This is a genomic window from Legionella sp. PC1000 (genome assembly GCF_014109805.1).
GTDB lineage: Bacteria > Pseudomonadota > Gammaproteobacteria > Legionellales > Legionellaceae > Legionella > Legionella resiliens.
The window spans coordinates 1,549,549-1,564,494 of sequence record NZ_CP059400.1 but is presented as its reverse complement, the minus strand read 5'-3'; the positions used below and the strand labels follow the sequence as shown (position 1 = coordinate 1,564,494).

Here is a 14,946-nt window from a genome sequence, read left to right as displayed (position 1 = left end):
CACTCAGGCAGATTTATGTTTACTCGCATGATAAATAGTCAAAAAAATTGTCTGTATTATCGTAAATGTTGACAGAAAAATTAAAAGCAGGAGCAAAACTCCTGCCCAATAAGAACTAAATAAGGAGGTAATCAAGATTCCTATCATGAAAAAAAGCATTTCCCCACGATTCATAACACGCCAAATTAATGTTTCATTATCATCGGATACTGCGCCGCGATGATTGGCATAAGCAACTATAAATGATGGCAAAATAACTACAAAGGATGTAATACAGATTAATTGATCCAAACTTAAATAAAATGCTTTAATTTCACAAAAGAAATAGGAAAAAATAATAGCAAAATCCACAAACCTATCAATGGTTCCATCGACAAATGCGCCTAAATTGGACGCTTTATTTCGGGCTCGAGCAACAGAGCCATCAATGACATCAAAGATACCTGCTAAAAGAAAAAGTAAAATGGCAGTAATATAGTAATGGGAATAAGAATAAAAAACAGCGACCGTTGCTAAAATTAAAGAATTTATTGTATAAAATCCCGCAGGGAAAGGACTATATTTTGCAAAAAATTTACCGAGAAACATGGAAGTCTTTTGCCAGGTCCGTGATTTTTCTTTTATCATGATTAAATCCAATTAAACATATATAAAAACTTGATAGATTTTATAACAATAAATGCAGCAACATCCTAAATTGCCATTAGTTAATATAGAAGATAATAACAAACAATTACAAGACCGTCATCTCACTAACTTGCTTTTAACTGTTTAGTTAATCATTTATAGGGATATAAATTCCCTCCTATTTTTTATTGATTTACTTACTTTTGTAACAATTTTAAATCATTTGTTTTGTGCAAAAACAAATCAGGCGGAGTTTAACAGAGAATAGTATGATATTTTCCACAAAAGGAAAAATATTGGTTACAGAATCCAAGGTATGTTTACATTTCGCCAGCTTGCGCTAAAATGGCCTGATTTTCGAGTACCGAGCACAGTAACATGGAGTATGTGAGCATCGGAAAATATCAGGACAGTTTGACTAAGAGAGTAGAAATGTAATCAGACTCTAGGGCATATAAGGATTTAAGATGCAAGATTATAAAAGGATAAGATTATTTAAATCGGACTTTCTAGAACGTTTCTCTGTTGTCCACCCAATTATACCCGCGATTATTTATATCCCCATATTGTTTTATTGCAGTTTTCATATGCAAGTATCCTTGCAATCCCTAATCTTGATTTTTTCGGGTATTTTTTTGTGGACCTTTGTTGAATACACAATGCATCGATTTTTTTTTCATTTGCCAATTAATACCAAGTGGGCAAAAAAAATAAGTTATACCATCCATGGAATTCATCACAAGGATCCGCATGACCCTTTGCGACTGGTTGCACCACCACTAATGAGCATTCCCATTGGATTGCTTTTTTTATATATTTTTTCTCGTTTTTTTACATTAAACAATTTCTTTAGCTTTACCTTCGGTTTCACGTTAAGTTATCTAGGATATGATTACTTACATTGGACACTTCATCATAGTAAATCAAAAAACAGGATAATTTATTACTTACGCAGAAATCATGCCATACATCATCATCACATCCCCCCGAAACGCTTTGGAGTAACAAGTCCTTTATGGGATTTTATATTTAATACCTACAACCCTAACAAAAAATAATAATTAAATAATGCCTAACCTACCTAGCAATAGAGTCCGTAGAAAAGATATGAAAGAGTATAAGCCGAATGAATAAACAAACTATATTAATTACAGGAGCAAGTCGTGGTATTGGCGAGCAATTAGCAATACATTATGCTGCAACCAATATAAATTTGATTTTAGTTGCGCGAGATCTCCATGCTCTGAACAACGTTGCCCAACGTTGTCAAGAACAAGGTGCAAATACAATTTATGAAAGTATTGATGTCCAAAATGCTGCTCAATTAAAAAAATTTATTATCGATGTTGATAATAAAATGCCTATCGATTTAGTGATTGCTAACGCGGGGATCTCATCTACATTACAACCTGATTGGCAACCAGAAAAGGAAGAGCATATTAACCAGGTTTTTGCTATTAATTTGCAAGGGACTATGAATACCGTCACCCCGCTAATCCACAGAATGATAGAAAGAAAAAAGGGACAAATAGCCATGATGAGTTCCATTGCTGGCTTACGTGGATTACCCCAGTCTCCAAGCTACTGCGCCAGTAAGGCAGCACTTCATATATACGGCCAGTCCTTACGTGCTTGGCTTATTCGATATCAGATCCATGTTAATGTGATTTGCCCTGGGTATATTAAAACGGATATGTCGGATCGACTTACAGGGCTGAAGCCTTTTTTAATGTCAAGCGAGAAAGCAGCAAAAATAATACAAAAAGGATTACTAAAAAATAAAGCGTCCATTGTCTTTCCATGGCCTTTGCATATGCTAATCAAATTAGCTCATTTACTTCCCTCAAGACCGGTAGATGCAATTTTAAATCGCTATGAATCTTACATTAGCTAGCTTATATTATATATACACAAAAATCTGGAAAAATTTTAATATAAATAAGGGCTTGGAAATCCATGACAAATAAGAGTTATTCTTCATTTATTTTTGTGAATGAAGCTGATTTTCATAGGCGGCGGCGTAAAGAAATATTATTAAAATATCCTGTAGTTAAAGATTTATTTGGTCATGAATCCAAAACCATTTATATTAGTTTGGCTTTATTATCCTTTCAGCTAATATTAGCTTATTGGTGCAGAGCAACAACACTATTTTGGTGGTTATTTATTTTGTATTTTATAGGAGCCACAATAAATCATGCCCTTTTTACTGCGATTCATGAAATAACTCATAATTTGGCATTTAAATCAAAAAAGGCTAATCGTTATTTTGCACTCTTAGTTAATCTGCCATTAGGAATTCCTGCAGCAATCAGTTTTGAAAAATATCATCATTTGCATCATCGACATCTAGGTGATAAGAAAAAAGATGGTGATGTCCCTTTATTGATTGAAGCAAAAATATTCAATTCCATACCAGGCAAACTACTCTGGTTACTTATTCAACCTCTTACTTACAGCCTTCGTCCCATAATTAAATGGCCACAAAAAATGTCTTCCTGGGAGATAAGTAATATTACTCTGCAATTATTGTTTGATGTTCTAGTGATTTTTTTATTTGGTTGGAAGTTTTTAGGCTTTTTAATTTTATCTACTTTAGTGGGGATGAGTATTCATCCCCTGGCAACTCATTTTATCGCCGAGCATTATGTAGCGCATAAACAACAGGAAACGTATTCCTACTATGGTCCATTGAATTATCTTACTTTTAATTTTGGACATCATGTTGAGCATCATGATTTTCCAGGCATCCCCTGGTCCAGAACTTCTCAATTAAGAAAAATAGCTCCAGAATATTATAACAACTTGCATGTGCATAGCTCATGGATTGGGTTTATGAAAGAATTTATCTATTCAAAAAAAATTAATTTATTTTCTCGAGTGGTCCGATAGCGAACTACGTGGCGCTTTTTGTTATCACTCTTTCACTATCGCTCTGCTTCTGCAGTAGCCGTTTCATATACCTAGTCGCTTAGATCAAAATGTTTTATAATTAATTTAAAAAAATAACTTAAGGAAAAATCCAAATCACATGGAAAGATTTTTACAATTTATTGAAAAAAGCTTCATTCTTAAAAAAATTTCTCAGAAGTATGTAGATCTCTATAAAAGAAAAAAATTAATCGCAAAATTACATCGTAATTTGAAGTTATTTTTTTTAAGAAACGAAAAAATCGAATTTACAGTATCTAATGAACCTGAAATTTCTGTGATTTTAGTTCTTTACAATCAAGCACAATTTACCCTTGAGTGTCTGCGTTTATTACAACAACAAAGAAATATAACTTTTGAGGTTATTATTATTGATAATGCCTCAAGTGACTTAACTCATCAGCTTTTAGATTGTTGTCATAACGTTTTAGTCATAAAAAACGTTCAAAATGTTGGATTTCTCCAGGCTGCAAATCAAGGAGCCCAAATTGCTAAAGGCAAAAATTTGTTATTTCTTAACAATGACATCTGGCAATTAAATATAGATGCTTTTGCTATTGCATTACAAACACTAAATAGTAATAAAAAAATTGGCGCTGTCGGGGGTAAAATTATTCTTCCCAATAGTTTACTCCAAGAAGCAGGCGTGTTTATAACACAGAAAGGTATTTATCAATATGGACGCGATAAAAAGCCTGATATTTTTGAAGTTAACTTTCAGAGGCATGTAGATTACTGTTCTGGGCTATTTTTGCTAACTCCTAAAGACTTATTCCAAAGTTTAGGTGGTTTTGATGTCATCTATGCTCCCGCTTACTGGGAAGATAGTGATTATTGCCTAAGAGTAAACCTTGCTGGGTTTAAAGTGATTTATGAACCACGAATAATTATAGGTCATATTGAGGGAGGTAGCGCAACTAAAAAAGGATATTCTCGCACCTTAGGTGAGAGAAATATTGTCCTATTTCATAAAAAGCATACGGCATGGCTCCAAACAATAAGGCATTTAACTAACTTTTCACGCTTTACTTCCCATAGTGTAGTAATTTCCAGGTATCATAAACGTGATTGCAAACGTCTATTATTTATTGGTGATAATATTCCTTCTCTACATACATTAAATCTAATGAAATCAGCCTGCAATTCGGAATACGCAGTAAGTTATTATCCACTGAATAAACTTGATCTCTCATGGGATCAAATTTATAGCCTATTTGATATTCGAATTGAAGTCTGCAATGGCTTGAGTTTGCCCACTCTGGATAAATTTATTCATATTAGAAAAAACTACTATAACCAAATACTTGATGAGAATGGGAATCAAGAAAAATGGTCAAAATATTCTCGATTTCTTGCGAGCTCTTCTTAATTTACCGTAGGTATTTATAAAATAATCCTTGATATAACAAGAATATTGGGCACTCTAATCACTATGGGCAATCCCGGTGGAATGGGTGTCTTAAAGGGTGTAATAATTTTTAATATTGATAAACAGATCATTGATTTTTTTCCAGATAGATATTACATTGTCTTTCCACACAACAATTAGAATAATATGCAATCACTTTAATCAATGTATTAACTGAAAGGAGTATTATTAAATGTTTGGGAAAATGTACAATTTTTTTTCTGGAACAAAAGAGGAGGCTAACCCAAATCAAGGCTTCACCAATCAAGCAGATGTGTTAAGCCATGTTAAACTTGAGGAAGGTGAAAAAGGTATTTGTGCACAATTAGCCAATCTCTATACCAAATACCAGATGGATGGGTCTCCATCGAGCACACCTGATTTTCTAAACGGCACTTCGCAAGAAATTTATGATGCAGCATTAAAAGAAAGGAGACATCAGGAGGATTTATTCAAGCACGGCAAGGATGGATTGCATAGTGCTTTTGTGGATAAGAAGGCTCCCTACTTTTCCAGTTCTGATACAGTAAAAGTATCTGATCTGAATTCGGAATCCCTTGCACAAATAGTAGATGAGGCTGGACCAAATAACATCGTAACATACCCTGTCAAAAATGCAGGTCGTGCACGACATACAATTGCTTTTGGCAAAAGCAAAATTGGAGACTCATGCTATTCTTTTAGCGCCAATTTTCCTCCTAAAGAACACCCGTGCAATGCGTTTACAGAGCTTGCAAAGGAAATAACGGAATTAGGTGATCAAGATAAACCAGTGATTATTGCCACTCATTATATGAGGAGATAGGTTTCCATTGGTTGCGTTTTATGGGATCAACAATTTATGGTAGAGAAAGACCTCCTTTGGGTTGCATTGCAACTCGGAGATCTTTGATTATTTTTTCTTAAAGTCATTTTAATTTAACATTGTATCCAGTCTTGTCAGATAATCCATATCGTCTTCATTATCCCTTTGTACACTGAAAAAGGAAGATGAGCATTGTGAAACTGAAATAGTTTCTTCTACAATTACAGATTCTGAATTATCTGAAATTGTTTCTTCTACTGTTTGTTCTGCAGTTACCTCTACTGTACATTCTGAATTATCTGATATTGTTCCCTCTACTGTTTGTTCTGCAGTTACTACTATTGTTGTTTCTACAGAATTTTCCTCTGAATCAGACTCACTATTATAGCTGCTCTGAGCTGAACTATGCATTCTGTCGTAATCTTCCTCTGTGTATTCATGATAACTTAATTCTGGATCATCAATAGAACCTGTTGAAGTATGCACTTCTCCTTCTTTTGTAAATATTTCTTTCCACTTTGCTATTTTATGCAAGATCCAACCGCTAATGTAGCCAGACTCATAAAAAGCGTCCTCGTGCTCTTCGTGGCATTCAATATCCCAATTTTTATGTGCATTAGTTGATGCATGTGGCTTTCCTTGTTCTCTTGCTTGCTTATCCATTTCCGCATGTCCCTTAACTTGTTTTACAAAGATAGGAATAGGCTTTTTGGGCATGGGCTCCCCTTGCCATTCCTGAGCGTAATTTTGCCCTTTCATCACGCCAACTGACTCTGTAGCATGCTGTGAGGCTTGCACATCCGGATCCTTAGAAACAGTATTCAGTTTATTAGCAAATTTCTGCCTGTTTCCTTGATGATATATACCATCAGCTGGAGGATTTGCCATTGGCTCCCCCGTAGCAGTATAATAAATACCAGCTGCTAATCCACCCACGAACTGTTTGCCTTGGCTTATAACATACTGCTTTCTTGCTTTCTCAACTTCGTCAATATCATCCTTATCAACATGATCAAACTGGTTGGCACCGTATGGATCGTATTCCACAGAAGTTTCTTTTTTTGGTTGATCGTCATTCGTTGATTTTTGATTTTGTAACTCTTTATCGTTCTTTGATAACATAATTATACCCCTAAAAAATATGATTAAAAATTCACAAAATGTTTAAGTATTTTTCTATAGGGAAATGATTATGATTTACTTTTGACCTACAGATAAATTTTAAGACAACTTGTGCAAGGATTATTTTAAAAAAGAAGGATTAAGAATTTATTAGTGCTTTGCATAAAACTTATTCGGATCCATATAAAAAAAACATGTAGTAAATATTTTCTAATTGAATGGAATTTGATCGCTTTGAGGAGAGATAATCGAATTGGCTTTCACCATAAATCGAATTGTGAATCCTTAAGAGGAATAAAAAAAGATAAAAAAGAAACTTGTGGTTACAATATCGAACACATGAGAAAAACCAATGAGAATCAGAAATTAAGCAGGAATTTCGGTCTGTAATTCATCAAACTACTTTATAAATAATTTCATAGAAAAACACATCTTCTTCTCTTTAATTTTAAATTGAGGGAAGTTCCGCTCCTAAAAAAGCCATTGTCGTCAAGAAGTATTGTAAGATCATTTCCTTAATTTTCCCGATATGAAAAAAGATCTGAGAAATTCTATTTGCATCTTTAATTTGATTGGGTATAGTCTAACACATTTGTAAAAATCAACAGACCACTTATCTGCATCACGATGCGTCAAATTCAAGCATCATCAGAATTCTTGCCCAGATAAGTAGTAATAACAACAGGAAGCCAGCTATGTACACAGGACCGAACTATCAACTCGGGGAAACTTACGACATGTTGCGCGACAGTGTCCACCAATTTGCTCGTGCTGAAATTGCTCCACTTGCTGCTCAAATCGATGAAAGCAATAGTTTTCCCAATCATTTATGGAAAAAATTAGGGGAAATGGGTTTACTGGGAATTACAGTAAGCGAAGAGTATGGCGGCGCCAATATGGGGTACCTTGCCCATGTCATCGCTATGGAAGAAATTTCTCGAGCATCTGCATCTATAGGTCTAAGTTACGGTGCTCACTCCAATTTATGCGTTAACCAAATTTATTTAAATGGTACGCATTCGCAAAAACAAAAATATCTGCCTAAACTTATTAGTGGAGAATATGTTGGGGCTCTGGCTATGAGTGAGTCCAATTCAGGATCCGATGTAGTCAGTATGCAATTACATGCTCGTCCAGAAGGCAACAAATATATTCTCAACGGCACCAAAATGTGGATCACCAATGGGCCTGATGCGGATGTCCTGGTTGTTTACGCCAAAACTGACAAACACGCTGCAAGCAAGGGAATCACTGCCTTTCTAATTGAAAAAGGAATGCCAGGCTTTAAGACAGCTCAAAAACTCGACAAGTTAGGAATGCGGGGCTCAAATACCTGCGAATTGGTATTTGAACATTGTGAAGTTCCGGCGGAACAGGTTTTGGGCGAAGTCAATCGAGGTGTTAAAGTATTAATGAGTGGACTGGATTATGAACGTACCATTCTGGCATCAGGCCCAGTAGGAATTATGCAAGCGTGTATGGATGTTGTTTTACCTTACGTACATGAGCGAAAACAATTCGAACAACCCATAGGTGAATTTCAATTCATCCAAGGTAAATTAGCCGATATGTACACTGATCTGAACGCCTCAAGAGCATATTTATATGCTATTGCCAGAGCATGTGATCAAGGTATAGTCAGCCGTAAAGATGCTGCAAGTGTGATTTTATATACGGCTGAAAGAGCAACACAAATGGCATTACAAGCAATTCAAATTCTTGGCGGTAATGGATATATTAATGAGTATCCCACAGGACGTTTACTGCGTGATGCAAAATTATATGAAATAGGGGCTGGTACTTCTGAAATCAGAAGAATGCTTATTGGACGAGAACTTTTTAAAGAAACAGCATAAGGAAAAATGAAAATGGAACAGAATGACATAGTAATCGTTGCGGCAAAAAGAACTCCTATGGGAGCCATGCTAGGAAATTTATCAGCTCTTTCGGCTCCAGAATTAGGAGCAATTGCACATATGGCTGCCCTATCTCAAGCAGGAATTAGCCCAGCAGAAATAGATGAAGTAATCAGTGGCTGTGTCTTACAAGCTGGAATTGGTCAAGCGCCGGCACGACAAGCTGCAATTAAAGCAGGATTGCCCAACTCTTCAGGAGCTACCACCATCAATAAGATGTGTGGTTCAGGAATGAAAGCAGTCATGTTAGCTCATGACTTAATTCGAGCAGGCACTGCACATATTATCCTTGCCAGTGGTATGGAGAGCATGAGTAATGCACCTTATCTATTGAGCAAGGCACGCTCAGGATACCGGCTAGGACATGGTGAATTAAAAGATCATATGTTCCTCGACGGATTAGAAGATGCCTATGATAAAGGAAAATTAATGGGGGTTTTCGCAGAAGCTACGGCGAGTCACTTTCATTTTAGCAGAGAGCAGCAGGATGAATTCGCTACCCGTTCCATGAACAGGGCACTCCAAGCAATAGAAAATGGAGATTTTAAAGAAGAAATTGCCCCGGTAACAATTAATACACGTAAGGGTGATATTACAGTGAATGTGGATGAAGGTCCTGATGCTGCAAAAATCGCTAAGATAGCCCAATTAAAACCTGCATTTAAAGCAGATGGAACCGTTACTGCTGCCAACTCAAGTTCTATATCTGACGGTGCAGCCAGTCTGATTTTAATGAGTGCTGGACAGGCAGAAAAACGCGGTATTCAACCCATTGCCCGCATTGTTGCTCATGCAAGTCATTCACAAGCACCAGAGTGGTTTACTACAGCACCAGTAGACGCCATTCGCAAAGTCATGAATAAAGCATCCTGGAAACAAAATGATGTGGATCTTTATGAAATAAATGAAGCATTTGCTGTAGTAGCAATGGCCGCTATAACACAACTTGAATTAAATCCAGAACACGTTAATATTCACGGCGGAGCTTGTGCTTTAGGTCATCCAATTGGTGCATCCGGTGCACGTATTTTAGTAACGTTGATACACGCCCTGAAGCATCAAGGGAAAAAACGCGGTGTCGCTTCCTTGTGTATTGGTGGTGGAGAAGCAACTGCTATGGCAATTGAATTAATTTAAAAATAAAAAAGCCCCCCTCTTCCATAAATGGAATAGGGGATCTCTTACAAAAAAAGTAATAGCTCATGTCCCCATATTAAGCAGTTGGATTTTCGCACATGCTGCGCCAAATACAGCTGTTCCTGATAGGGACTGAGCCCTTACAAAAAAGGATGTTCATGCTACGACACAGTCTTATCTACCTGTTACTGAGTATTTTGGTAGTACTCTTCGCAAAATACGCACATCTTGTTATTGTCTATGTTGATATGTTTTTTACCTACGTTAATTTGAAATTAACCCCTATATTCAGCCAAACAGGCTGGGGGCTTGTAGTTCGCAAAATTTTAGTTCTTGTCGTATTACCGGTAGTGATTACTGCCGTCCCAGCGCTTATTTACAAGTTCATCAAAGGAGGCAATATGCCTCACTTTATTGCGATTACTTGGATTATTTGGACAATCATTGTTTTAAGCGATATTTTGGTACTACGATAAGGAACAGGCATGGCAAAATTAATCAGTCAAATCAACACAAGTAGTCAAGAATTCAAAGAAAATCAAGCAGCCATGCAATCCTTAGTGGATGAGTTACACAATCGAATTCAGTACATTGCTTTAGGCGGTGATGAAAAAGCACGTGCCCGTCATTTAAAACATGGTAAATTATTACCAAGAGAACGATTGCAGCAATTACTTGATCCTGGAAGTCCTTTTCTTGAACTATCCCAACTTGCAGCTTATCAAGTATATGACGATGTAGTCCCTGCTGCAGGAATTATCACAGGGATCGGCTGGGTTTCAGGTATTGAGTGTGTTGTTGTTGTCAATGACGCCACGGTAAAAGGCGGTACTTACTATCCCTTAACAGTAAAAAAACACTTAAGGGCCCAAGAAATCGCGCTAATGAATCATTTGCCCTGCATTTACCTGGTAGACTCCGGTGGAGCTTATTTGCCCCATCAAGATGAAGTCTTTCCTGATCGCGATCATTTTGGACGAATCTTTTTTAATCAAGCGCAAATGTCTGCGCAAAATATTCCGCAAATTGCAGTAGTGATGGGCTCTTGTACTGCGGGTGGCGCTTATGTTCCTGCAATGGCCGACGAATCAATTATGGTTAAAAATCAAGCCACGATTTTTCTTGGCGGACCACCTCTTGTCAAAGCAGCTACAGGTGAAGTCATCAGTGCTGAAGAATTAGGCGGTGCTGATGTCCATTGCAGGCATTCAGGCGTAGCTGATCACTACGCCGAACATGATGCCCATGCTCTTCATCTAGCACGAACCACTATAAGCAATTTAAATCGTAAAAAACCACATCAATTAACGCGGATTGAAACCGTAGAGCCACTCTATGACAGCAAAGAATTAAATGGCATAGTACCTGCTGACCCCCGAAAACCCTTTGATATTCGAGAAATTATTGCACGCATTGTTGATGGTTCTGAATTTGATGAATTTAAAGCGCTCTTTGGCACTACATTGGTTTGTGGCTTCGCACACTTATACGGTTATCCCATAGGAATTATTGCAAATAATGGCATCCTATTTAGCGAAAGTGCCTTGAAGGGAACCCACTTTATAGAACTTTGTTGCCAACGTAAAATTCCTTTATTGTTCCTGCAAAATATTACTGGTTTTATGGTTGGTTCTAAATATGAAGCCTCTGGTATTGCCAAACATGGCGCAAAAATGGTAACCGCAGTTGCCAATGCCAATGTTCCTAAATTTACAGTAATCGTTGGGGGTAGTTTTGGCGCAGGGAATTATGCCATGTGCGGACGTGCCTATAATCCTAATTTTCTCTGGTCTTGGCCTAACTCACGCATTTCAGTCATGGGAGGAGAACAAGCTGCTAATGTTTTGGCGCAAGTGAATCGAGACAAATTGGCAAAGCAAGGAAACGATTGGCCTGTAGAAGAGGAAGAACGCTTTAAAGAGCAATTACGCTCCCAATATGAGGCTCAGGGAAATCCTTATTATGCCAGCGCCCGATTGTGGGATGATGGTGTTATTGCCCCTCAAGATACACGCAAAGTATTAGGGTTAGGGTTATCAGCCGCATTAAATGCCCCTATTGAATCAACACGCTTTGGCGTATTTCGCATGTAAGGAGACACAAGGTGAGCGACTTGTTGTTTGAAATTCAAGATCACTTGTATTTACTCACTTTAAATCGTGTGAGTAAGCACAATGCTTTTGATAATCAGCTTTTAAGCGAGATGCAACATCAGCTTGATGCTGCTATTGCCAATTCTAATGTTCGTGTCATAGTGCTCAAAGCAAATGGAAAACATTTTTCTGCAGGGGCTGATTTAGCCTGGATGCAAAACATGGCACGTTATAATGAAGAAGAAAATCTCAAGGATGCCATGGTACTTGGTAATCTGATGTACACTTTAAATAAAAGCCCTAAACCCACTTTAGCTATGGTACATGGCTCTGCTTTTGGTGGTGGAGCAGGTCTTGCAGCGGCATGTGATATTACTATAGCTTCCCAATCAGCACGTTTTTGTTTTTCAGAAGTTAAATTGGGTCTTATACCGGCAGTAATTAGTCCATACGTCGTGCAAGCCGTTGGGGAACGTAGCGCTAAAGCATTATTTATGAGTGCTGAGGTTTTTGATGCAGCAAAGGCATTGTCATTACATTTAGTACAACACTGTGTTCCTGAGGAAAACTTGTTGGAATTTACACTTAATTATGCAAAACAAATCAGCAACAATGCACCCGATGCAGTCAGAGCATCAAAACAACTGGCAAGCTATGTAGCAAATAAAAAAATAAATGATGAACTTGTTTATTACACTGCTTCCTTAATCGCTCAAAAAAGAGTATCCGCTGAGGGACAACAAGGGCTTAATGCATTTTTAAAGAAAGAAACACCAAACTGGAATTAGTAGCCTGGGTGCAGCACAGCGAAACCCGGGATCGGTAAACGATGTATTCCCGGGTTCCGCTGTGCTGCACCCAGGCTATAAAGTACTCGGACTCCATTAAATGAGTTTAAGTGGTTATAAAAGTAAAAATTAGATGAGGCACTAATGTTTAATAAAGTTCTTATTGCCAACCGCGGTGAAATTGCCTGCAGAATTATCAAAACTGCTCAATCTATGGGCATACAAACAGTAGCTATTTATTCCTCGGTTGATAAAGACAGTCTGCATGTACGAAGTGCTGACAGTGCATATTGTGTTGGTGACGCACCTGCTAAAGACAGCTATCTGAATATCACTAACATTATTCATATTGCCAAGGAATGTGGAGCGCAAGCCATTCATCCCGGTTATGGATTTTTATCTGAAAACCCCGAATTTGCCAATGCATGTAAAGAAGCTGGCATTGTTTTTATTGGTCCTTCAGTCGAAGCAATGGAAGCAATGGCATCCAAACAATTAGCTAAACAATTACTGGAAAAAACCAAAGTCCCATTAACCCCGGGCTATCACGGCAGCGAACAAGCAGAAGACAAATTACTGGCTGAAGCAAAAAAAATAGGATTTCCTGTCCTACTCAAAGCGGCTAATGGCGGTGGTGGCAAAGGGATGCGTGCTGTTCATCACGAATCTGAGTTTAGTGCTGCTCTGGCCGGAGCAAAACGTGAATCAATGGCAAGTTTTGCCGATGACACAATGATTATAGAAAAACTGGTGCTTCATCCTCGTCATGTTGAATTACAAATCATGGCAGACAATCATGGCAATGTTGTTCATTTATTCGAACGCGATTGTTCTATTCAACGGCGACATCAAAAGATTATTGAAGAAGCTCCAGCACCCAATTTATCTGTTTCTTTACGACAAAAACTTGCTGAGGCAGCTTGTGAGGTAGCTCGATCTATAAAATACAGTGGCGCAGGTACTGTTGAGTTTTTAGTAGATGATTCAGAACATTTCTATTTTATGGAAATGAATACTCGGTTGCAGGTAGAACATCCAGTGACTGAAATGATTACCGGGCTTGATTTAGTCGCATGGCAGCTGAAAATTGCTGCCAATGAAACGTTACCTTTAACCCAAGATAGAATTCAAGCACATGGTCATGCTATCGAATGCCGTATCTATGCAGAGGATCCGCATCATGACTTTATTCCATCAATAGGACAAATCCACTTTTTGCAAGAACCTTCTGGAGATGGAGTACGCATTGATACAGGGGTACAAATTTCATCACAAATTACTATGTACTATGATCCTATGATCGCCAAGCTTATCGTATGGGGGGCTAATCGCGATGAAGCATTGTCTCGATTAGGGCTTGCTTTATCCAGTTATTTTATTGGCGGAGTCAAAACGAACATTCCGTTTTTACAAGCGATTTGTCAACACGCCAAATTCAGGCAGGCAAAACTCAGTACCGATTTTTTAAGCCAGGAAGAAATCAAACTTCCAGCAACAGATAAGGAAAGAGCCTTAGTCATGGCTGTGAGTTTTGATTATTTAAACAACATTAATACATTTCGGGATCCCTTATTGCAAGAAGCGTTTGCCTGGCAATCCCAAATATCAAGCCATTGGATATGGCGCTATAAAGATCAGGATGAATTGATTGAAGCATTTATCACGCCAATGGATAAAAACCACTTTAAAGTTCGATTCAAAACACAGGAACATTTGGTTTATGCTCATTTAACTGGCGATAAAATCTATATTGAAACAAAGAAACAAAAGCATCACGCTACAGTTGAAAATAAAAAACAATCTTTGACCTTGTATGCGAGTCAGGGGCAAATTACTATTGAGCGGTTTAACTGGGGAACACTTGGTGCGCAAACCAACGTTCATAAAGGACAGCTTACAGCACCAATGCCAGCAACTGTGGTCGCAATTTTAAAAAATATCGGTGAAAAGGTAAAAGCAGGTGAACGTTTAATCGTTTTAGAAGCAATGAAAATGGAACATACCATTCATGCCCCTACTGACGGCACTTTGTTGGATATATTTTATACCGTTGGTGCACAAGTGAATGAAGGAGAAGAACTGCTGTCATTAAGTGAAGAAGATTCTTAAAATATAGGTT

At 37.6% G+C, this 14,946-nt stretch carries 13 protein-coding genes; 11 read left to right on the top strand and 2 right to left on the bottom strand.

All coding sequences use genetic code 11. The features are described 5' to 3' along the window. Positions 1 to 3 precede the first annotated feature (3 nt). Entirely contained in the window at positions 4 to 627 is a 624-nt protein-coding gene (locus FOLKNPGA_RS06865; protein ID WP_182352333.1) for a CDP-alcohol phosphatidyltransferase family protein, read from the bottom strand. A gap of 467 nt (positions 628 to 1,094) precedes the next feature. Here FOLKNPGA_RS06865 and FOLKNPGA_RS06860 point away from each other — a divergent pair, with 467 nt between their 5' ends. The 5 genes from FOLKNPGA_RS06860 to FOLKNPGA_RS06840 all read left to right on the top strand — a co-directional run bounded on the left by FOLKNPGA_RS06860 (position 1,095) and on the right by FOLKNPGA_RS06840 (position 5,771). Further along, positions 1,095 to 1,685, top strand: a complete 591-nt coding sequence (locus FOLKNPGA_RS06860) for a sterol desaturase family protein (RefSeq protein WP_182352331.1) — start codon at positions 1,095 to 1,097, stop codon at positions 1,683 to 1,685. Positions 1,686 to 1,753: 68 nt separating this feature from the next. Continuing rightward, the gene (locus tag FOLKNPGA_RS06855; protein WP_182352329.1) at positions 1,754 to 2,521 is read left to right on the top strand and encodes an SDR family oxidoreductase; all 768 of its coding nucleotides are present in this window, start codon (positions 1,754 to 1,756) and stop codon (positions 2,519 to 2,521) included. 62 nt (positions 2,522 to 2,583) lie between these two features. After that, a complete protein-coding gene (locus FOLKNPGA_RS06850; RefSeq protein ID WP_182352789.1) occupies positions 2,584 to 3,519 on the top strand; it encodes a fatty acid desaturase in 936 nt (311 codons plus the stop codon). A 139-nt stretch (positions 3,520 to 3,658) separates the two neighbouring features. After that, positions 3,659 to 4,927, top strand: coding sequence for a glycosyltransferase family 2 protein (locus FOLKNPGA_RS06845; protein ID WP_182352327.1), 1,269 nt, complete (start codon positions 3,659 to 3,661; stop codon positions 4,925 to 4,927). Positions 4,928 to 5,159: 232 nt separating this feature from the next. After that, positions 5,160 to 5,771, top strand: a complete 612-nt coding sequence (locus FOLKNPGA_RS06840; protein WP_182352325.1) for a hypothetical protein — start codon at positions 5,160 to 5,162, stop codon at positions 5,769 to 5,771. A gap of 108 nt (positions 5,772 to 5,879) precedes the next feature. Here FOLKNPGA_RS06840 and FOLKNPGA_RS06835 read toward each other — a convergent pair whose 3' ends face one another. After that, positions 5,880 to 6,893 carry a hypothetical protein gene (locus FOLKNPGA_RS06835; protein WP_182352323.1) on the bottom strand — a complete coding sequence of 338 codons (1,014 nt, stop codon included), beginning with the start codon at positions 6,891 to 6,893 and terminating at the stop codon, positions 5,880 to 5,882. A 695-nt stretch (positions 6,894 to 7,588) separates the two neighbouring features. Here FOLKNPGA_RS06835 and FOLKNPGA_RS06830 point away from each other — a divergent pair. The 6 genes from FOLKNPGA_RS06830 to FOLKNPGA_RS06805 all read left to right on the top strand — a co-directional run bounded on the left by FOLKNPGA_RS06830 (position 7,589) and on the right by FOLKNPGA_RS06805 (position 14,936). Further along, the gene (locus FOLKNPGA_RS06830) at positions 7,589 to 8,749 is read left to right on the top strand and encodes an isovaleryl-CoA dehydrogenase (RefSeq protein WP_182352321.1); all 1,161 of its coding nucleotides are present in this window, start codon (positions 7,589 to 7,591) and stop codon (positions 8,747 to 8,749) included. Positions 8,750 to 8,761: 12 nt separating this feature from the next. Next, positions 8,762 to 9,946 (top strand): acetyl-CoA C-acyltransferase, encoded by a 1,185-nt coding sequence (locus tag FOLKNPGA_RS06825; RefSeq protein WP_182352319.1) that lies wholly within the window; start codon positions 8,762 to 8,764, stop codon positions 9,944 to 9,946. A 158-nt stretch (positions 9,947 to 10,104) separates the two neighbouring features. Further along, on the top strand, positions 10,105 to 10,422 hold the full coding sequence (locus tag FOLKNPGA_RS06820; protein ID WP_182352317.1) for a hypothetical protein: 318 nt from the start codon (positions 10,105 to 10,107) through the stop codon (positions 10,420 to 10,422). 9 nt (positions 10,423 to 10,431) lie between these two features. Continuing rightward, positions 10,432 to 12,039, top strand: coding sequence for a carboxyl transferase domain-containing protein (locus tag FOLKNPGA_RS06815; RefSeq protein WP_182352315.1), 1,608 nt, complete (start codon positions 10,432 to 10,434; stop codon positions 12,037 to 12,039). A gap of 11 nt (positions 12,040 to 12,050) precedes the next feature. Further along, positions 12,051 to 12,827 (top strand): enoyl-CoA hydratase-related protein, encoded by a 777-nt coding sequence (locus FOLKNPGA_RS06810; RefSeq protein ID WP_182352313.1) that lies wholly within the window; start codon positions 12,051 to 12,053, stop codon positions 12,825 to 12,827. 144 nt (positions 12,828 to 12,971) lie between these two features. Continuing rightward, a complete protein-coding gene (locus tag FOLKNPGA_RS06805; RefSeq protein WP_182352311.1) occupies positions 12,972 to 14,936 on the top strand; it encodes an acetyl-CoA carboxylase biotin carboxylase subunit in 1,965 nt (654 codons plus the stop codon). Positions 14,937 to 14,946: the final 10 nt, after the last annotated feature.

Bases quoted from the DNA above. Each gene is read 5' to 3' on its own strand.
- FOLKNPGA_RS06865 (WP_182352333.1), bottom strand. From the start codon at position 627: ATGATAAAAGAAAAATCACGGACCTGGCAAAAGACTTCCATGTTTCTC.
- FOLKNPGA_RS06860 (WP_182352331.1), top strand. From the start codon at position 1,095: ATGCAAGATTATAAAAGGATAAGATTATTTAAATCGGACTTTCTAGAA.
- FOLKNPGA_RS06855 (WP_182352329.1), top strand. From the start codon at position 1,754: ATGAATAAACAAACTATATTAATTACAGGAGCAAGTCGTGGTATTGGC.
- FOLKNPGA_RS06850 (WP_182352789.1), top strand. From the start codon at position 2,584: ATGACAAATAAGAGTTATTCTTCATTTATTTTTGTGAATGAAGCTGAT.
- FOLKNPGA_RS06845 (WP_182352327.1), top strand. From the start codon at position 3,659: ATGGAAAGATTTTTACAATTTATTGAAAAAAGCTTCATTCTTAAAAAA.
- FOLKNPGA_RS06840 (WP_182352325.1), top strand. From the start codon at position 5,160: ATGTTTGGGAAAATGTACAATTTTTTTTCTGGAACAAAAGAGGAGGCT.
- FOLKNPGA_RS06835 (WP_182352323.1), bottom strand. From the start codon at position 6,893: ATGTTATCAAAGAACGATAAAGAGTTACAAAATCAAAAATCAACGAAT.
- FOLKNPGA_RS06830 (WP_182352321.1), top strand. From the start codon at position 7,589: ATGTACACAGGACCGAACTATCAACTCGGGGAAACTTACGACATGTTG.
- FOLKNPGA_RS06825 (WP_182352319.1), top strand. From the start codon at position 8,762: ATGGAACAGAATGACATAGTAATCGTTGCGGCAAAAAGAACTCCTATG.
- FOLKNPGA_RS06820 (WP_182352317.1), top strand. From the start codon at position 10,105: ATGCTACGACACAGTCTTATCTACCTGTTACTGAGTATTTTGGTAGTA.
- FOLKNPGA_RS06815 (WP_182352315.1), top strand. From the start codon at position 10,432: ATGGCAAAATTAATCAGTCAAATCAACACAAGTAGTCAAGAATTCAAA.
- FOLKNPGA_RS06805 (WP_182352311.1), top strand. From the start codon at position 12,972: ATGTTTAATAAAGTTCTTATTGCCAACCGCGGTGAAATTGCCTGCAGA.